This window comes from Arthrobacter sp. Z4-13 (assembly GCF_054792705.1).
Genome location: NZ_CP096459.1, coordinates 1691614 through 1710880, shown reverse-complemented (window position 1 = coordinate 1710880; position 19267 = coordinate 1691614). Strand labels below are relative to the sequence as shown.

Genomic DNA, 19267 nt, shown 5'->3' with positions numbered 1-19267 from the left:
CGGTCATCCGAACAATGCCGGTTCGTCAGACGGAATCGGGGAGGGGCCCCCGGCATGGGCCATTCCATCCACTTCCCCGGCCCGGTGCCGACGTCGACCGTCCCACCGCCATCGGGTGACCCCCACGGCGTCGACCCCCTCTACGCGGGACAGTTGTGCGATCGCGAGGCCGGGCACCTGTGGGTAGCAGGCCCATTCCCGTTCGCTGGTCATCACCACGTCAAGGTCGAAGGTGGCAAGCAGCCCCAGCGATTTAGCTCGGGAGTCATCATCCACACCAGCAAACGCCTCATCAAGCAGGATGAGGCGCGGCGCAAGTGGGCTGGCCGAGTTGTAGTGGGCCGATGCGGCGGCGAACAGTGGCACAGAGACCGTCAGTGCCTTTTCACCGCCTGATGCCGGACCGGACGCTGGACGCCACTGTCCGTTCTGCCGCCGCTCGACCACGAAGGTATGCCACTGCCGGTAGTCGAGGGCCTGCTCCAGGTGCTCCTGCCAACCACCGGTCGGGTTGGCCTCACGGACCTCCGCGATCTGCGTTTGCAGAAAGTCGCCGATCACAACGCGGTCCTCGGGCGTCCACGTGGCGTCGGATCGGATCATGAGGCCCTTAGTTGCCGCCAGCCCAACCGGACCGTCGGCGCGCTCGCGCCACCGGACACGCAGCTGCATGCCGGTCGAGGTCTTGCGCTCGGCCAGCTCGCGGTTCATCCGGTCGATTTGCTCCTCTGCCGTGAGTAGCAGCTCGTGCAGATGACCTGCGATTTCGTTGACTAGATGGTTTTCGAGGATCTCCCGCTCACGGGCGCTGAGCAGGCGCTCACGGTTCCCGACATCTGCCGCAAGCATGTCCGCCAGTCTGTCCACGTCGACCTCGTCATGCACGTAGCGCACCCGCGCCACCAGCACCTCGCCGCGTTGCTCGACGAAGGCGGTGTGCCCGTGCCGAGTCATTTGCGCGGCGAGTTCCGTGATCGCGCTGGAAACCCGCTGCTGGACACGAGCCCAGTCGTCGTCGGACTCATCAACCTCGTGCAACTGCTGCTCGACATTGCGGGACAGGCTCAGCGCGGCGGTAATGTTCCACTCGTTGGTCGCATCGTGCGCTGGTACAGCAAGTTCGGGCAGCGCGACCCGCAGCAGCCCTGTCGCGGCGAAGGCCCTCAGGCTGGCAATCTTCTCCTCTCGCGAAGTCACGGCCTCCTCACGGCGCCGTTTGAACTCGAGAACCATCCCCTCCAATCGTCCACGCTCCGCTGCGGCCTTAAGTTGTTCCTTCGCGATCTGATGGATCTTTTCGCCCACTTTCCCGAGGGCAGCTGTGATCTCGCCCAGCGTTGCCTGAAGCTCGGCAACTGACGCTCCGACGGTAGCCTTCAGCGCCTCGTACTTCGATCGCAGGCTGATGGCCTGGGCTTTCAGGCTGCGATATTCGGACTCCTTCAGTTCTCGAAATTCATTGGCCTCAGCGGCACGCTCGATCGCTTGCTCCCGGGCAGCCGCTGCGTCGGCCAACGTGCGGGCTGCGCTCCGTACCTCTGCTAGCGCCTCCGCATAGGCCGAGATGGCACCTAACGTCGCGTCGATCCCGCCGACCGTGGTGCTGACCCCGAGTTGCGCGGCCTGCTCGGCGAGGTCGTCGTTGGCCTGATCCGCTTCCCCGGCTGCGTTCTCCCAGACCTCGAACGCTTCTGTCCGCTTCTGCCGCGCCCGTTCCACTTCTCCTTGCGCGGTGGCGACGCTATTGTGCGCCGAGTCGAGAGCGCGTTCAAGCTGTATTGGATAGGCCGCTCGTTCGGCCCGTACGTCTTCGGCTTTCCGGACGGCAGTGGCGACCCGCTCCTCTGCAGCCGCGCGCTCGTCCTCTAGTTCCTCGGCGGTGGCCCGCATGCTCGCGAGTAGGTCGCGCCGGTTGGCCTCCCGGGCACCGGCGCCCAGGAACTCGGCCCGCTCTTTGGACCAGGAGCCACGGGCGGGGCCGGATCCCCAGCGCCCATCCTCGTCCACCCATATGGCGGCCCCTGATGTATCACCCCACCCAATTCGGTCGAGGACGGCCATGACTGCCTCGGTACCGACAGCGTCGTCGGGGCCGGCGGCGGGAAACAGCACTGCTGAAAGCGATGGACCCACTGCAGGCCCGTTCGGGCCGAGCACCACATCGCCATCGACCTGCACGGTGCCGTCTGCAAAAACCCAGGCGTCGAGCAGCCCAGCCGACTGCAGGGCTGCCTCTATGCCCGCCCGATCGGCATCAGAAACAGAGTCGGCGAAGTCTGTCAGACGCCACAGCGGCGCGCCTGGCCGGGCCGCCCGGGTGCGATGATCCCGTCCTGGAGCTAACGGCGGCTCCGGATTACGGCCATTCTCCAAAGCAGAAATCTGTGTGCGAACCTTAGCTAGCTCGTCGACAAGCCGCTCCTCTTCGCGCTCGGCCACGACCCGCTCCCGCCCGACCCGGTTCAGCGCCTCGGTCGCGGCTGCCTCCACCGCGGATCGCAGGGGTGATTCGCCCGACATACTCCGAGCCCAGCCCTCAGCGAGACCAGCAAGCTCGTCCGCACCCATATCCAGGACGGTGGCGGTAAGACCGTCGACGTAACCCTGGACACCGTTGCTATAGGCGTGAACGGCTGTCTCAACCCTCTCGTGAGCGGCCCCCAGATCCTCGGCACGCGAGGCCACGTCGGTTTCGGACGCATCGAGCAACTGCCGCTGATGAGCGGCAGTCGACTCTGCCTGCTGCGCCGCTTCGAGCAACCGACGAACGTGCGCTACTTGCCCACGCCGCCGAGCCACAGCCCGGCGGCCAGCGTCCGCATCGGCCGCCATCACAGAATGCTCCGACTCCAGCCCTGCCGCGAGGGCCAGCTCAGCCGCCGCCGCATCCTGCCCCTTGGCTTCGCTATCCGCCTCCTCGTGGCGACGAACCGCGACGGTCTCGGCCTCACTCTCTTTCCGGGCCTTGATGGACGCCTGCTCTGCTTCACTGCCGACGCCCGTGGCCCGGAACTCCATCTCTTTCGCGGCGCGCGAGGCCTGGTCCAGGCGGTCGGCATCCCGCATCTCCGGGCTTGCCCGCAGCGCCTGCTCCTGCCCCTGCAGGGAACTCTGCGACTCCTCGCTTTCCTTCTGCTGCACCGTGAGCTGCTGCACCGCATTCACAACGGCAGCCAAGTGCTCCTCGGCTTCGCGTAGGTCGCGTCCGGCGTGCTCGTAGACCGAGTTGGCCAGCCGCACCGGAGTGGTGTGCCGCCGGGACGCCACCTTGGCGTAGACGCGATAGTGCCGAAGGAAGCTTTCGGCCGCGGCGAGCGTCTCTTTGGCTTCCGCGATACCGGAGCGCTCCTCCTCCAGGGAGCGGAATGACTCTGCGACGTCTGCGACCACGGCCTGGTCAAGTGGCGCAAGCGCCTCGGTGAGTGCCGCCGACAGCGCCTTTTCGTCAAGCTTCTTGGACAGCTGCGGCTGACGCAGCTGGATCAGGAGGTCGATGAGGGCGGCGTACCGCGCCTCCCCCAGCCGGAACAACCTCTCGTCCACCGATCGCCGGTAGGCCTCTTGGGTGGTGTGGACTTGCCCGGACTCGGTGGATGTCAGCTCGTCACGGAGGCGTTCCTGGCTCAGCACAGTACGGTTGTGGTCCAGCAGGCGCAGGTCGCCGATCCGGCGCGTACTGGTGAAGTACCACGTCTTGACGATGCCGCGGCCCGCAGCTGCCTTGAGCCCGATACCCAGCGTCGTGAAGTGCTCCGTTCCGTCGGCGTCCACGCGCCCGAACTCGATCCATGAATAGCCGGTTCGCTCCGGGTTTCGGTGGGCGCCGCCCAGTAGCAGGTTCCACTCCATGCGCTTTTTGGGATCGGCGTCCGGCTCCACACGTCGCGGGGCGATCGATCCGTCCAGCAGGAACGGTAGTGTCAGGGCCAGGACCTTTGACTTTCCGGTCCCGTTGTTGCCGCGCAGGAGCAGGCGCCCGTCGTGGAACCAGAACTGCTCGTCGTCATAGTAGAACAAGTCGACCAAACCGAGCCGCAGGGGCTGCCAGCGCTCGTTGCCGGGGCGGGGTAAGACGAGGTCTGACCCCACTCCGCGTGCGTGGGCCAGATCGATAGCTCCATGGAGGCTACTCATCGTGCTCTTCTCTCCGTGATGGTCGGGGTAGCCACAGCGAAACGCCGAAGTGCTGGCAGCGGGTCTGCGATTGCGCCCGGCCCCTGGCCGGTGACTCGCACCAGTCCGAGACCTACCAGACGTTCGAGTGCCTCGGCCACGATCGAGTTCTCCGCTCCCGGCTCCCGGGTCGTCTTGCGCCAATAGGCCGCATGGTCCTCGGCCAGCTGTCGTACCCGTTGTCGAAGGGCCGCTACTTGGGCAGAGCCCGTGGCCGCCAAGTGCTCGGCCAGCAGCAGGGTGGCGTGCCCGTCGGTGCCTTGGTCCGGCATCCTCACGTCTGTGAGCTGGTCGTCCGGGTCCACCAGGGCGACACCTTCGGCGCGCAGCTCGGGCACCAGACCGGTGGCCTCGGCCAGGCGGCGCGTCAACGGCGCCCGTTGGCTGATAAGGTAGCTGCGCTCGTCGTCGGGCAGCTCGTCGTAGTAGACCACCGGATCACATAATAGACGGCGCGAGACCGTGTGCCGCAGCCGCCTGGTGGATTCCTCTTCGGTATAGGCCGGCGGCGGTTCGTGCAGGGCTGCCTCGATTCGGTCTATCGCCGGAGCGGGACCTAGAGCTGAACTGACCAGACCGGGCCCGTGGACGGTAGACAGCACCGTGGCCAGCAGCCGCCGATGGACGTCGTACAAGGCATCCCCGTCCGCCGACACATATAACTCCTCGTCGCCCGCCACCCTGACGAGTACCCCGTAGTTCAGCAGCAGCCGGATCGCCGCGACTAAGTCGGAGCGCTCTTCCCGACCGCGAAGGGTGAACTCCACACTTTCCAGACCCGGCTGACGGGCGGAGAGCACGATCTCTTCAGCCAGACGGCCGAGCGAGATTTGCGGGTCGGACCGTTCCAGCACGGCCAGGGCTAGGCACAGCAGGATGTATCGGCGCCGGGTAAAAGGCGGGTCGCCCCTCCGTGCTTGAGCCGGATGTCGCTCGGCGATGGCGGTTGCCGAGGGGCCATGCGGGACATACGACGTCAGCAGACGCACCATCTCCGGCTCGACCACCAGGCGCCAGCCCGTCTCCCGGTCGAACCAGTCGCGCAATCCATCGGCGTGGCGCCGAGCCAGGCGGAACAGCTCGCCGTCGGTTTGGGCGCTCAGGGCACCGCGCATCAACAGGGCACGCAGTGCCCGAGCACGCCCATCTACATCGCGGGTTTCCAGCGCCGCCGAGACGCTCGGGGCCGTGTCTACCCAGCTCACGCGTACGCCTCCGCAGATAGCTTCGGGGCAGAACCTGCCTCCGCGGCGTCAACCGCCGAAACGATGTCAACGAGGTAATCCGGCCCGGACAGCTCCCCACCGGGCGTGGTGATCACCGCGTTTCCCATTTCCGGGATCCGGGTGAGGGTAACGGTGAGCTCGCCGTCGGAAGTGTGCACCTGCGAGGTAGTCCTGTCCGGCCCCATGGCAGCTAGCGCATCACCGAGCAGGCCGAGGAACAGTTGGAAGGCCTCCGGGTCCAGCTCGCCGAACGCAGAGAGCGGCCGTGGCCCATTGGTCAGGATCCGGCGCCGCGCTGCTTCCGTCTGCTCGACTTCGAGCCGAGCGCGCTCGGCCAGCAGGGCCTTCGCCCCGGTACGATCTATAACCCGGACCGACTTGCCGCGGCGCTCGTACGATCCGCTCCTGCGCAGCTGGGGGCTGATCTCCAACGGCGGCGCTTCAGCCCACGGTGTTGTGTTACCAAGATCTGCCGAGGCCCAGGCGTCCTCGGTTGCGGCGGTGACGCTCAAGTGCCGCACAGGTACCAGTCCGAAGGCCGAGCGCCACAGCCGGTGACGATCCCCGTCGGTTGGCAGTTCTGCGAACCACCTCGCCAGGGTGAGGAAGTCCTGGGTACGATCGCTGCGGCCGCCTGCGTTCTCGTGCAACGCACGCACCACAGTAAGCAGTGCGGGGATTGCTGCCCTCGCGCGCGCCCTCAGCAACTTGGACTCGCTCTCCCGTGAGGGCGTGCTGACGAACCAGTCGGTCAGGCCCGACCACTGCCGCAGCCAAATCTCCCTCGCTCTCGTAAACGCTGAGTCAGCCTCCCCCGGTGCGGCGTCAAGGGCCTCGCGCTCAGCGGCGGTCGCCGCCAGGAACCGCACTCCGTTCTCCGGGATGCTGCCGAGCAGGTCGGCGATGGACGCCCCGCGGGTGAGCAGGTCATTGATGAACCGCTCCAAATAGTCGATGAGCTGCTCCTTGTAAGCCAGGAAGGCATCTACGTCGGCGTTATGGAGGTCGATGGTGCGCTGGATCGAACCCATAAATGCCACAGCGTTCTCGGCCAGCTCGGCGAAGCGTTCGCGCAGGCTGCGTAGAGTCTGATGGGTCAGTGCCGCGTCCACGGGTTCGCCCGCGCTGTGAGCGGCGGCGGTGTCGCGAAGGTTGGTGAGCAGCACCACGATGTCCTCCAATGCCACCGACTGCAGCGCACCCCTAGTGCCCAATGCGACGTCATACTGCGCGAGCGCACGCTCGGCCGCCTCGCCCTGACGCGACATCTGGTACAGCATCCGGCGGCGGTAGAAATCCTCCAGCGCCGTGACCCGGCTCGAGTCGGGAAAGGCAAGCAGATTGGCCCAGCCGGGCTGGGCCAATCGCTCCAGGGCCTCGGTGACCGCGCCCTCCTCGACCGACTCCCCGCCGTCGGCCCTGAGTGCCAGGCAGACTTGCTCCGGGCGGACGTGGACTGTGAACCGCTCCTTCTCCGCCATCAACGCACGCATGACGCGCCGGTACAGCGGCGCGTTGGGCGTGCTGAGATAGGCGAAGGGGCCGTAGCTGCCTGACGTGCCAATGCCATTTGGCATCGAAGAGTCTTGAGGATCCGTCATAGCAACAGATCCTTCCATGACGCACTGACAGTCGTAGGTCTGTTAGGCGAAAATAATGCCAATAAGCTTTTCCGCCTGCTAAGCCGAGGCACCCGTTCATGGTTCCAGTTCCGCGAGAAAACAAAGCCAGCCGTTCCGAGCCGCTGACCGTCACCGGCATTCGGCGCGTGTTTATCAGCATGAAATTGAGGGCGCCATGCACGCGAACGAGCGGCAGAACATGCGGCTTGCCCACCGCAGAAGATCGTGCCGGTTTCAGTGCGGTCGCCACGCGGAGTGCCGCTCTCCAGAACATGGCAGAGGAGTTTCTCGTAGGGTGACGGTCATGATGCCTTTCGTGGCCGGGTCTCCTGGGTTCTACGTCAGGCTGGTGTGGAAGGCATGGGTGGCTGGCAGGCTGCCGTACTAACTATCGGCAGCAGAGATCTTGCCTCCGACCACCAGGCAGAGCGCGACGCGAATCCCCGTGACCCAAACTCCTGCTCAACCTGGCCTAAGTCAGTAGTTGATGGCTACAACAGAGAGAACATACCGCTCTAAGTGGTCGGCCCTGTGCTGTTAACAGGGTCCGGTAAGAATGTCAGAGGCGGTTGGTAGGCTCGAACCTCATGCATGGACATAGGGGACGAGGAACCGTGAGCCGCAGGACTGACTACGCGCACGCCGTGGATGACATCGTGTACCCACCACTGGACACCCGCATGGGAAGCGTCGTGCCCACAACCGACACGGTCAAGCTGTCCAACGGTGGCGTCTGGCTTCAAGCGGTCTACCTATACGCAGACATGGCTGACTCGACGGGTCTAGCTAAGAAGCACAGCAAGGTGACCGCCGCAAAAATCGTGAAGGCCTTCCTGGCTACGATTACGAGGGTCATCAAGGACAACAAGGGCGAAATCCGTAGCTACGACGGTGACAGGGTGATGGCGATCTTCGTTGATGACGACGGCGCTACACGAGCGGCTAAGACCGCATTGGAGATCAGGTGGGTGGTGGACTCCATCATTGAACCCTCCATCGCTCTTGCCATCGACTCGTATGACCGCAACTCCTGGAAGTTGAGCCACCGGACAGGGATAGACATAGGGGAAGCCCTAGTCGTGCGTGCTGGTGTGCGTGACACAAATGACCTGGTGTCCATCGGTGACGCCCCGAATATCGCGGCCAAGCTGAGCGAGCAGCGCGGGGCGCGGACGTTCATCACGGATCGAGTGTGGGACGCGATGAGTGCGGTGTATTGCTTCTACGACGACAAGCCCGTGTGGTCGCTGGCTGAGCCGACAGATATCGGCGGCGGCAGGATTGAAACAGTCCGGCACTCTAGCTGGGGATGGATCGTCAACTGAGGACTCCCCCTTAGGCCTTACGGCGGCTGCCTAGTAACGACGGGGATGTCAGTACCTGTAGCTATGTTTGTTCTAGCGATTCAACCAAGGGAGCATAGTGGCGCTAAAAGACGATGTCGAAAGCGACGTCAAGAAGACCGTGAAGACGGCATTGAGCACGAAAACCAGGGCCAGCGCCACGGACCAGTACGTCCCCTCTTCTGAAGACTTGGGTTACTCCGAGGGCATCTACGTACCTTCCACCTATCTTTACGCCGACATGGCTGACTCATCCGGCCTGGTTTCCGCCTCGCCCCCGGAGACGGTGGCACGCGTCATGAAGGCCTACCTGGCTGTCAGTACTCGCGTTATCCGGGCAAACAACGGCCACATCCGCAGCTTTGACGGCGACCGCGTAATGGGTATCTTCGCCGGTACGGATAGGTTTAACCGCTCGGTGAAGGCTGCAATGCAGATCAAGTGGGCCATACGGGAGTACGTCCAACCGGCGCTGACATCGCAGTTCAAATCGATCAAAGACAGCGGCTGGACGATGAAACACGGCTGCGGCATCGCAAGTGGCAAGGCCCTTCTGGTTCGCGCCGGCTTCCGCGGCAATGATGACCTTGTGTCAATCGGTGACGCCCCGAACCTAGCAGCCAAACTCAGTGACCTGCGTGAGCCCTACTACAGCACCTTCATAGGGAAAGCCACGTATAACAGTCTTACGGAGCCAGCCATCAGCAGCGACGGAAAGAACATGTGGTCAGGAACGTACGACCTCGCGATGGGCGGCAGGTCGTTCCCCTACTACAAGTCCACATACTCCTGGAAGTTCTGATGTTCGGTTTCAAGAGCAAAGAAGAGACGGAACACGACGAGGCGATAGAGACGGCCTGGCGCATCCACGGAGCTATCAGCGATTGGACGGGGAAGGTCGATGCCAAGGCTTCGTTTGCCTTTGCCCTTGAGTCAGCCGGCGTCGCCACTGCCGTCGCCCTGGCGGACGATAACAAGGTGTACAGCAAGCTGGAAGGACCGCTCCAGGAGATTTTCTACTGGGGCGGGCTCCTTACGCTGGCCGTAGCGGCCGTCTTCTCAATATGGGTTGTCATACCGCGGCTCAGGAGTCGCAAGGTCAAGGCTGAGTACCCGAACAACTTCATCTACTTCGGGCACCTGAAGTTCTGGGATTCGAAGAGACTGCCCGCCACGATAAAGCAGAAGGATCTCCTGCCGGTATTGACGCATCAGATGGTTGAGATGAGCAAGATCTCCTGGAAGAAGCACATCGCGGTCATATGGTCGATTTACCTGGCACTGGCTGGCGGCGCAGCTCTCGTCGTCTGCGCAGCCCTGATCAGGTTCAACCTGACCCCATGATCGGGGCGCGGGTCATTCGAACTATATATTCGATGGTATGGCGTGATCATGGGTGGAGCTCCAGAGGACATCGAGCGCAGATGGGCGCGAAGGATGGAAAGTAAGTACTTAAGGACCTTCTCCGACGTCTTCAGCTGGCTGCTCCGACAGGAGCCATCACTTCCTCTTTTTTGAACACATCTCGGCCCGAAACGTGCCGCCAGATCGCGTGATCGAGGCGCCTGGGCTGCGTCGGGTAGAGCTCAGCAACCTGCGTGATCAGCTCAGCGGCCTCCATGGGCGTGAGCTTCTTTGCATCAAGCCCAGCGTGCTTCGCCACGAAGCGGATCACCATGCGGTCGGGCTTCACGGACTGGAAGCCCGCCAGGATTAGCAGGTAGTTGTACGTCGCTCCGGACCTCTGGCTGGGCAGCTCCAACCAGGCCTTCTTCAGCTTCTTCCGGCTCTCCTTTTTGGCGTACGCGGCTCGCAGTTCATCCTGCGTGGTGAGCTGAAGCTCTTTCACCTCCAGCAGCTCAGCGGCCAGCCGGATGACCTTTGCCTTGAGCGGAGCGTTCTTCTTCGTGTGAGCGGGCTTCCGGTTATTGACAAGTTCAGCCCACCCCGCACTCCCACCAGCCTCTTTGAACGTCTGTAGCAGTTCGTTGGTACCGTCCCGGTCAGCATCCCCGCCCTGGGCCTTCCTGTAGGCGCGATATGCATTCACCACATTGATGACGGCCTTGTACTTAGAGCCCGTGGAGTAGATGGAATCGATGATTGAGAGCGCCAGGCTATCGGGGTAGCCGTCCGCCGTTATCCACGTCGACTCGTCCTCAAAGAGAGAACGGCATACTTCAGTAAGTCTTTGTGCTTCCCCAGCGAAGTCAGTCGTCATTTGTGGACTTTAACAAGGTTTCATCGTCCAGAGGTCAGGACCCAGGTATGTGTAGCAGCGCAGTTCATCGAGAGAGCTTGGGTTTATTGAATGCCCGGTCTCAGGCTCAAATGAGCAGAGCGGCTCACTCCCCCGCCGTTCAACAGATGAGGCTCCACCGTTGTTCGGATCTAGATCACTTTCCATTGCCGTCTCCCAGGGATCGTTTTGCCTGCCATCCGTGCTTCTTCTTGAAGCGGTGAAGGAGTCGCATTTGGTCTGACTTTGCGACGGGCCACTCCAGCCAGGACTTCTGCGTAATTTCATCCCTCTGCCACGACACGATGATCGTGTTGACTGTGGTCTCGGACCGATGGGAGCCATCAGCTGCAGCTGGATATTCCTGCCTGTCGTCCGGACGCTTGAAGTCACCTTCCCGCACGTCGCTATTGCCGCTTGGCTTCATCTCTCCGATGCCCTCTTCGTTGTGCATGAAGATGTACGTCTGATACCCGCCGGGATTACCGAAGGAAGCTGCCTCAGCATAGGTGTCAGAACGGGCACCACTGGACTCGTACTTACCAGAAAGAGAGGCAAGGAGATCGCCAAATGTCACCCGCCCGAGCCTTCCCTTGGCTTGACCAAAAGTGACGTCTTCTAGATTCCACCAAAACTTCGGATCGGTAACGGTGACTGACCATGCCTCTAGCCGGTCCTCAATCCTCCTCGTCACGACCCACGCGTGCGGTGTTGCAAAGATGTGGTCCACCCACTTCGGCTTCTCATCTTCCTCTACCCAGATGCTCGGAGGCTGATGGTTCTCAAAGACAGGCGTGCCGAGCAGATTCTCTACGTACTGAGCTGTGGCCCCATTAGCCAGTTGATTCAGTTTGTTGCGCCAAACCGCACGGCTCCCACGGCCCTTCAAATACCAGTTTCTGACTCCGGCCCCGATCGTGCGGGAAGCGATCAGGGCAGCCAGGATCGCGCCGATCAGCTTCAAGGTCTCGAAAATGTCCACCCTGCAATGATCCGTGGACAGCCGCTCTTAGCCTGCAACGCCGCTCCGAATGGGAATAACATCAACCGATTCATTGACGAGTCAGCGTGGTGTGTCCTAAATTTGACGCCTCTTCCAGGAACAGCACTCTCCGGTGCGCGCCGAGTGCCTGCTTTGCCGCCGTCGTAGTCCGCAGCAGGGACCGGCCCATCGGGTGTGCGTGCACTGCCCGTGCCCTGGTTCGAGCTCCCACGCGGCGATTCGGGTTGAGTCCCCGAGGAAACGTCTGAGCCGCTCTGCGCACGAGTCGCACCGCGAGCCAGTGCCCCTTGCCCGTCACGGAGCTTTGGGCAACATGACTCCTTCCGAAAAGTCAAGCTTTGTCAACACCCAAAGAGGAAACAGTCCTCTGACCTGCGGAAACACTGTGCCCGAGGTGGGACTCGAACCGCATTCCCCGCCTTGAAAACACTGGGAACTCGCGAAAACATATGGAATCCGGGTCAATCCGACGAACCTATGACCGGGTCCTAGGCCTGCAGTGTGGACAATGTACACACTCATTTTTGGCCCACGTCGGCAAACGCGTTGGATTAGCCACTGGGGCGACGACCCTCCACTAACAGCCTGACAAGGTGAGCGCATCTGATAATGCTCAAGTGGCAGGGCAGGCCGCCACTCCAGGGACTTCCTGCTGCCGCCTGAAAAGAGATCCGACGGGGAGCGGGAGATGCTCGGCATCTGGCCGGCGACGGTGCCGCGCGTCCCCCGTTCTGGCTGCAGGTATTCGCCGAGCTGAAGAAGCGGGGCATGGAAGACGTGTTGATCGCCGTCTGTGACGGGGGCTCAAAGGCCTGCTGGAAACGATCACGAACACGTGGGAGCGAGCGGTCGTGCAGCAGTGCATCGTGCAAACTCTGGGAGTCCTCCTGGGCTAACTTCGTACCCTTCCTGGAATACGACGCGGAGATCCGCCGGGTGATAAGCACGACGAACGCATTCGAGTCGATCAATGCAGGCACTTACCGAAGGACAGTAAGGCCCGCGGGTACTTTCTGAACGAAACCGGCGGGCAGGTTTCAAGGAACCACTCAATAATAAAAACCTGCCGACCCCCACCCGTTTATCGGACAGTCTCTGCCCCGGCTGTAACGCGTGAGTAACGCCGTGCATTACAGGATTCAGTCAGCGCCACTCAAGTGAAGCAACCTGAGGAGGTATGGGGGTGAGTGATTATGGATGCTGATCGCGTAGTGACCATCCGGCACGAGGGGCCAATTGCCCGACGGTCACGATTCAAGGGCAGTAATGTAAGTGGACGGGTTTTCGCTTGGTCTGTTCAACACTCGCTTGCACGCGACGAGCATCTTCTACGTGAGGCACGCACTGACTTAGCGACACCTATTTGGTGGGGCTAGTCGCGCCCGAAGAAGCTCGACGAACTATAGGAGTATCGACAACGCGCAGTTACGAGATATTGCTTTCGAGGAGCGGCGATGTATGGGGAAGCTCGAAGAGGACACGGTGTCGGTGCGGCGTTCGTCGTCGCGGTCGTCACGCTGATGGCACTGGCCTGGCCCGTCGGGGCGCCTCTTTACGCCCAGGTGTATCCCGGGGCGGACGCCAGCACTATCGAAGAGGCGATCACCAACGCCAACCTCGACGCCAGCTTCGCATCAGAGCCAATCACGCAATTCGAGACGGCCACCTTCCGGGCTACCCTCATCTACGGCACGACCTCACCCAACCCTGATCTCCCGACTGTCAAGATCGCCTGGAGCAATGAGGCCGCGCTCGCGGCTCAGGCTGAAGGCATCTTCGACATCAAGCCAACGTCCGCGTCCCGTCAGTTCCTCGACGCCGGCACCCGCCGTCCTAACGGGGGGTACGAGCTCACCTGGACGTGGGATGTGACGCCCCTCGTTGCCGGCAACCAGACGCTCACAGTCAGTATCCTTCCTATGGTCGTCGTCGAGGGTGAAGTGGTTCCCGACCTCCTCGACATCAACAAGCCGATCCCCGTGACGGTCGATGTCCACCCTGTCCAGTACGATTTCGAGCAGGTGCTCACGGCCGCCGCCGACATGAAAACGCAAGTTCCGGGTGAGGTGATCGTCGGCGAGGAATTCGAAGTCAGCGCATCCATGTCATTGGCTGGTCACGCCAACACGGTGAGCGCCGACATCGATCTGGAAAGGAGCGAGCACTCCGCTGCAGTGACGATCGTCGAAGAACCAATATCCCTTGCGGCCTCACGAATGGTGCTGGTGGCATCCAGCGAGGACGACATTGTCCGTAAGTGGACCGTGACCTCCGACGAGCCGGGGCAAGTGGCCCTTGTTGCCACCGCAACAGTCCGGGGCCAGGCCGCGGCACATGGACTAGAGCGGAAAGTCCCGAAAACGTTGTCGGCGCGGGCGACGGAACGAGGCCCATCGGTCTGGGATATCCTCCAGCGGCCGGTGGACTACATAGCGTCGTTCGTGGCTCTCGCCCTAGCCGTTCTCGGCCTGTGGGCGGCGTGGAAGAAGTTGAAGTCGGCGGGAGTCGACTCGGACGATCATCACGCAACCGGGAGTTCGGGCGACCCGACGTCGTGACTGCGTATCTACTTCTGTCTGCGCTCTCGTGGGCTGTTGCTTCCAGGGGAGGCACCAGCGCGCGGGACCTGGCCGTCACGCTCGGGCTGCTCGTCGTGGCGATGATCGCGGGTAGGGCGTGGCCGAGGCGGGATGCGACGTTGTGGGCGGCATTGTCAGCGCTGGTGTGCTGGGTGGTGACCGTCGGCCTCTTTCGCGCGGGTTGGACGCTTGAGACTTTTCGAGTGCCGCTACTCGTCCTGATCGCTGCCCTCACTGCTTTGGCGGTGCGCCGGATGAGCGCTCAAGAAAGAGACATTTTGGTGACCGGACTGATCGTCTTGGGATGCCTTCAGTCAATTATCGCGCTCGTAGAGCTGTCGGTGACTGTCGCGATGGCGCTCTCGGTCTCTCCTCGCGCCGCCTCGCTGCTCGGTTCCCCCAACGGCCTCGGCATGCTGCTCGTAGCAACGTCAATTCTCACCGCCCGCGAGGTCGATCGCCGCGGAGGTTGGTTGACCGCGGTGGCGCTGCTGCTGCAGGGCTGTGCACTCCTGGCGACCAGCAGTCGCACGGCCATCCTGATCGCGTCGGTCCTGGTTATCGCGTACGCCATAACCCACGCTGGCTGGAAACGACGTCTGCTTGCGGCGGCAGGCTTAGCCGTCGCTGTGGCGGTCGTAATCTGGCGGACCGCCCCCGAGAGAAACCAGGACCGGTATTACCTCTGGCAGGAGTCTCTGCGGCGTATCGCGGGCGAACCGCTGCTGGGCGAGGGACCTTCGCCGGCTCCCTTCACACCCACCTACCCCGGCGCGCGAATCACTACGCACGCCCACAACGAGGTCCTGCAGTGGGGCATAGAGTACGGGCTTGTTGGGACCGGGCTCGGGCTCATCGTGATAGTTCTTGCCCTCCGCTCGGTGCGCCGCCCGATAGGTGGCGATCGCTGGCTCCAGTTCGCTGCACTCGCACTCCTGATGTCCGGCCTGACCGACTTCACGCTTCGGATCACGGCGGTCACGCTCACCGCCGCCGCTCTGACCGCCCTTGCCGTGTCAGGAAGCGGGCCGAGGATATCGCCCTCAACGAATCTGCCTAAGCGCGCAGACAGGGTCCACCCCGAATAGGCCGGAGAAGGACCTGTCCGCGGACGACCACAGGATGATGCCTGACGGCGTAAGAAAGTTCACCACCATCAGCGGGTGCTGAAGAACGCAGGTCCCCCAGGTTTCCCGACAACTGTTAGGGCCACCGGCGAAACATCGGTGAAGTCGGCCGCCGCACCGTTCGAGGCGTTGCCCTAGACGTTTTTGGTCGGCGAGTGCCCGCGGGACAGCGACCAACTTGCAGGTGAAGGAAGCCCGATGTATAGCTCGATTTCGACTGGTAACGCGGAAGTAACGCCACAGGATGTAGACCTAGCACCATGTCGAAACAAACTCTCACCGCGGCCATCCTCACCGAAGGCCCGCAGGCAAGGAATCGATATCCACCAGGTCATCCAAAAATTGCGCCTTCCCGCCGCATACTTGACTTCCCGTGAATAAAAGAGGGCCAGTGACAGCACGTTAGTCTTTGTCAGGAGTGTACCGGCCGGTCGGAGCTGCTCTTACCTCGGGGCTTTATACCTCCCCTCGCCGGCTCTTTGCCGGCACTTGCAAGGACATACCCTGCGGCCACGCGCCTCATGCGCGCAGACACTGCCGCATTGAGGCCAAAGGAACCTAAGATGCCCGACCTGCTCAACCAGAAAATCGTCATTTTGCGCGCCCCTTCCCTTCGCGCCACGCGCGACCCCTTCGACGGGCCAGGTGCCCCCGGGCTCGAATCGGCCACCCAGAGTATTGCGGAACGCGCTGTGGGTATGACGGTAGAGACGACCGACAACTCCTCAAGCTCCGCTATAAACGCCCTGCGGGACGATCCCACGGTCCTAAGCATCGCGCCAACGATGCCGATGAAACTTATCGAACCCCTTGAAGCAGACGCGGCACCCGCTGCTGCTGTGACTTGGGGCGTCAAGGCCGTGGGCGCAGATACCTCGCCTTTCACGGGCGCCGGCGTGACCGTCTCAGTCCTGGACACCGGCATCGACGCGACACATCCGGCCTTCGCCGGCGTCAACCTCCTCACGAAAGACTTTACGGGCGCAGGCAGCGCCGACGACGATAACGGCCACGGAACGCATTGCGCCGGAACGATTTTCGGCCGCGACCTGAACGGCCAGCGGATCGGCGTCGCCCGCGGCGTCCAGAAAGCCCTGATCGGCAAGGTCCTCGGCGGCCCCAACGGCGGCAGCAGTGACATCCTTGCCTCGGCCATGCTGTGGGCGGCCGACAACGGCGCCCACGTCATCTCCATGTCGTTGGGCATAGACTTCCCAGGCTGGGTGGACGAGCTGGTCAACGAGAACGGCCTGTCAATCCCCGCGGCCACCTCGATCGCCCTCGAAGGCTACCGCGCCAACGTCCGGCTTTTCGAACAGCTGGCCAACCTTCTCAACGCCCGCGCCTCAGTCGCTCAGACCACCATCGTCGTCGCAGCCGCCGGCAACGAAAGCGAACGCACCGGCACGCCCGCTTACGAGATCAACGTTGCCCCGCCCGCCGCAGCGTTTGGCATCACTTCGGTGGCGGCTTTGGCCGACGGCGCCGGTGGACTCACCGTGGCACCGTTCTCCAACACTATGGCGACGATAGCCGGTCCCGGAGTAGGGGTTTTCAGTGCCTGGCTCAACGGCGGCACCGAGACCATCAGCGGAACCAGCATGGCCACCCCGCACGTCGCCGGCGTCACGGCGCTTTGGGCCGAACGGCTTCTGGCACAGGGACCGTTGAGCCCGGTACTCCTCCAGGCCAAAGTGATCGGTTCAGGAACGTTCAAGCCCCTAAAAGCCGGAACGAATCCAGTGGACGTGGGCGCGGGCTTGGTTCAGGCACCCACAACTACTAGTTAGGTTAACGGTCCTCAGCACACATGCAGGTGGCAAAGCTCATGCCATCCAATTCCCAACCCCCTGTTCCGACCGCAATCATTCCGCTGTCCGATACCCAGCAGCCGCGGTTTGTCCTGATGAGTATGAAAGTAAGTTCCCGATGCGAGTCACTCTTAGCCCCCAGTATCATCCAAGCAGTTCCGCCGACTGCGAGCACCCTTGCCCGGTACCTCTGTCACCTCAGGTTATGGCGGAACTCTATGCCCGATACCAGGAGCTATTGCAATCGAGGCGCCTGCCCAAAGACATGACATTCGAGCAGTACTACTGGGTCTGGCGTTCCGGGCGGCGGGGCGAGAATTTCGTTGGTCTCGATGATGGATCATTGAAGCACGGTCCAAGCACGGACAAACAGCTCATCACGAGGCCGGCCAAGAGACTCAAAGGCATTGTCCGTACCCTCGTGCTCTTGGTTGATTTTCCTGACCGGCAGCATGATCCCGACCACGGTGCGGGCTACTATGACGCCATGCTCTTCAGCTCGGGCGACTTCCCCACAGGGAGCATGCGCGACTTCTACCGCAAAGTTAGCCATTTTGATGTCGATTCCGGTAATGGCATCGACGTGCAGGGAGAGGTTCACGGATGGTTCCGTATGCCGCAGCCGCTGAGCTTTTACGCCGACGCGAATTCGGGAATGGGCAAGAATTTTCCCCATAACGCGCAAGGCATGGCCCGGGATGCCGTGCGTGCCGCACTTGCAGAAGGCGTTGAATTTGAAGCTTCCCTTGATGCACTTGGCGAAAACGTCGTCACCGCGCTTTTCATTGTCCACGCCGGCAGTGGGGCCGAAAAAACCGGGTCCAGGGATGATCTTTGGAGCCTCAAATGGATTGTTCCGGGGGACATCGAGGTCGGAAACACTCTGTCAGTGCAGACCTTCCTCACAGTACCGGAGGACTGCGCGGTGGGCGTCTGTGCCCACGAATGGGGACACCTTGCCGCACGCTGGGCGGACTACTACGATTCGGGCCGACTGGAGGCAACCCGGTCCAACGGCCTTGGCGATTATTGCCTGATGGCGTCCGGATCGTGGGGCGACGGCGGCCTGACACCGAGTTTCCCGAACGGCATGTTGCGGATGTTCCACGGATGGATCGCGCCTGAACGGGTCACCAAAACCACTAGGAACATGGTGCTAAGACCCGCGGCCGAAGGTGGTGGCATGCTGTTCATCCAGAACCGCAGCAAAATGGACGAAACGCAGTACATCGCCGTCGAGTACCGGCGCCGCAGGGCCCAAGACGCTTTCCTGCCAGACGAAGGACTCGCCGTCTACGTCGTTGATGAAGCCATCGATAATGTGAATGAGGAAGATGGCCTTGCCATCGAACTCCTGCAAGCCGACAACCAGCGCCATCTGGCAGGCATCTTCGGCCGAGGAAACCGGGGGGACGCCAACGATCTCTACCCCTTCGGAGTAAACAACACCGCCGGGCAGACGACAAAGCCCGCTCTCAACCGACCAGATGGCAAGTGGTCAGGGGTTACGCTCACCCTTTCCGGCACAGCAGGCGCCGCCCAAATGATGGTCGACGTCGTGGTCCACTGACGCAAGGTGGCCATCACAGTTGCAGCTGATCAAAGCCTGGTGCCTTGGCAAGGGCGAGCACAAAGAATGTCAGTCCAAGCACCACGGCCACGGCATGTGGAAGGAAAACATTGGCCATCCAAGGTGCACGAGCAAGCATCGTTTGGACATTTTCGGGATCGCGTCTGACAGGAACATCAGACTTGAACTGTCCCCCTTTGCCAGTAAAGCCCCACCACCAGTCAACCTTCGGAGTAGAAACCAGCTGGCCATTAATCATCAAGTGATTCAGGTGGAAGGCTGCGACCTCAATGTCCCGCATTCGGGAGTAATACTGCATCTGATGCCGCTTCATCAGCGCGTCAATGAACCAGAAGCCAAGGGCGGTGGCTGCCGCCAGTACGAACAGGGCGGAGTGGCCCCTCTCAAAGCCCAGGCCCAAGGACGCCAGAGACAGCGTGACAGACCAACCCTTCACGATCATCAATCTGCCATCAAACTCGGAAACGACCTTCATGATGGCGTCATACTCCCGGCCCAAGTCCTCTCTCAGGGCATCCGAAGACATCGCGGGCTCTTTGTCACTCATACTCAT

At 62.2% G+C, this 19267-nt stretch carries 13 protein-coding genes and 1 pseudogene; 8 read left to right on the top strand and 6 right to left on the bottom strand.

Features of this window, described 5'->3' with window-relative positions:
* Positions 1 to 3 precede the first annotated feature (3 nt).
* From M1E07_RS09530 to M1E07_RS09520, 3 genes are read right to left on the bottom strand one after another with little or no spacing between them, the layout of a single operon-like run.
* Positions 4 to 4134 carry a TIGR02680 family protein gene (locus tag M1E07_RS09530; protein WP_461189973.1) on the bottom strand — a complete coding sequence of 1377 codons (4131 nt, stop codon included), beginning with the start codon at positions 4132 to 4134 and terminating at the stop codon, positions 4 to 6.
* Positions 4131 to 5378, bottom strand: coding sequence for a TIGR02678 family protein (locus M1E07_RS09525; RefSeq protein WP_461189972.1), 1248 nt, complete (start codon positions 5376 to 5378; stop codon positions 4131 to 4133). Before M1E07_RS09525 ends, M1E07_RS09530 begins: the two co-directional genes overlap by 4 nt.
* Entirely contained in the window at positions 5375 to 6976 is a 1602-nt protein-coding gene (locus tag M1E07_RS09520) for a TIGR02677 family protein (protein ID WP_461189971.1), read from the bottom strand. Before M1E07_RS09520 ends, M1E07_RS09525 begins: the two co-directional genes overlap by 4 nt.
* Positions 6977 to 7665: 689 nt before the next feature.
* Between M1E07_RS09520 and M1E07_RS09515 the strand changes: the two genes are divergently transcribed.
* The 3 genes from M1E07_RS09515 (at position 7666) to M1E07_RS09505 (ending at position 9708) form a co-directional block, all read left to right on the top strand.
* Positions 7666 to 8346: an adenylate/guanylate cyclase domain-containing protein gene (locus M1E07_RS09515; protein ID WP_461189970.1), complete on the top strand. Its 681-nt coding sequence runs from the start codon at positions 7666 to 7668 to the stop codon at positions 8344 to 8346.
* Positions 8347 to 8443: 97 nt separating this feature from the next.
* Positions 8444 to 9166 (top strand): adenylate/guanylate cyclase domain-containing protein, encoded by a 723-nt coding sequence (locus M1E07_RS09510; protein WP_461189969.1) that lies wholly within the window; start codon positions 8444 to 8446, stop codon positions 9164 to 9166.
* Complete coding sequence (locus M1E07_RS09505) at positions 9166 to 9708, top strand: Pycsar system effector family protein (RefSeq protein ID WP_461189968.1); 543 nt, start codon at positions 9166 to 9168, stop codon at positions 9706 to 9708. Before M1E07_RS09510 ends, M1E07_RS09505 begins: the two co-directional genes overlap by 1 nt.
* 130 nt (positions 9709 to 9838) lie before the next feature.
* On the opposite strand, the gene M1E07_RS09500 is transcribed toward M1E07_RS09505, so the two are convergent.
* Both M1E07_RS09500 and M1E07_RS09495 read right to left on the bottom strand, forming a co-directional pair.
* A complete protein-coding gene (locus M1E07_RS09500) occupies positions 9839 to 10585 on the bottom strand; it encodes a hypothetical protein (protein WP_461189967.1) in 747 nt (248 codons plus the stop codon).
* A 175-nt stretch (positions 10586 to 10760) separates the two neighbouring features.
* Entirely contained in the window at positions 10761 to 11585 is an 825-nt protein-coding gene (locus M1E07_RS09495) for an ETEC_3214 domain-containing protein (protein WP_461189966.1), read from the bottom strand.
* Between the two features lie 697 nt (positions 11586 to 12282).
* On the opposite strand from M1E07_RS09495, the pseudogene M1E07_RS09490 reads away from it, so the two are divergent.
* The 5 genes and pseudogenes from M1E07_RS09490 to M1E07_RS09470 all read left to right on the top strand — a co-directional run.
* Positions 12283 to 12620 (top strand): annotated as a pseudogene (locus M1E07_RS09490) (transposase); the annotation flags it as partial.
* A 440-nt stretch (positions 12621 to 13060) separates the two neighbouring features.
* On the top strand, positions 13061 to 14164 hold the full coding sequence (locus tag M1E07_RS09485; RefSeq protein ID WP_461189965.1) for a hypothetical protein: 1104 nt from the start codon (positions 13061 to 13063) through the stop codon (positions 14162 to 14164).
* Between the two features lie 224 nt (positions 14165 to 14388).
* Positions 14389 to 15273: an O-antigen ligase family protein gene (locus M1E07_RS09480; protein ID WP_461189964.1), complete on the top strand. Its 885-nt coding sequence runs from the start codon at positions 14389 to 14391 to the stop codon at positions 15271 to 15273.
* A 602-nt stretch (positions 15274 to 15875) separates the two neighbouring features.
* Entirely contained in the window at positions 15876 to 17102 is a 1227-nt protein-coding gene (locus tag M1E07_RS09475; RefSeq protein WP_461189963.1) for a S8 family peptidase, read from the top strand.
* Between the two features lie 226 nt (positions 17103 to 17328).
* Positions 17329 to 18693, top strand: coding sequence for a M6 family metalloprotease domain-containing protein (locus tag M1E07_RS09470; protein WP_461189962.1), 1365 nt, complete (start codon positions 17329 to 17331; stop codon positions 18691 to 18693).
* A gap of 13 nt (positions 18694 to 18706) precedes the next feature.
* Here the strand turns inward: M1E07_RS09470 and M1E07_RS09465 are convergent, their stop codons facing one another.
* A complete protein-coding gene (locus M1E07_RS09465) occupies positions 18707 to 19261 on the bottom strand; it encodes a hypothetical protein (RefSeq protein WP_461189961.1) in 555 nt (184 codons plus the stop codon).
* Positions 19262 to 19267: the final 6 nt, after the last annotated feature.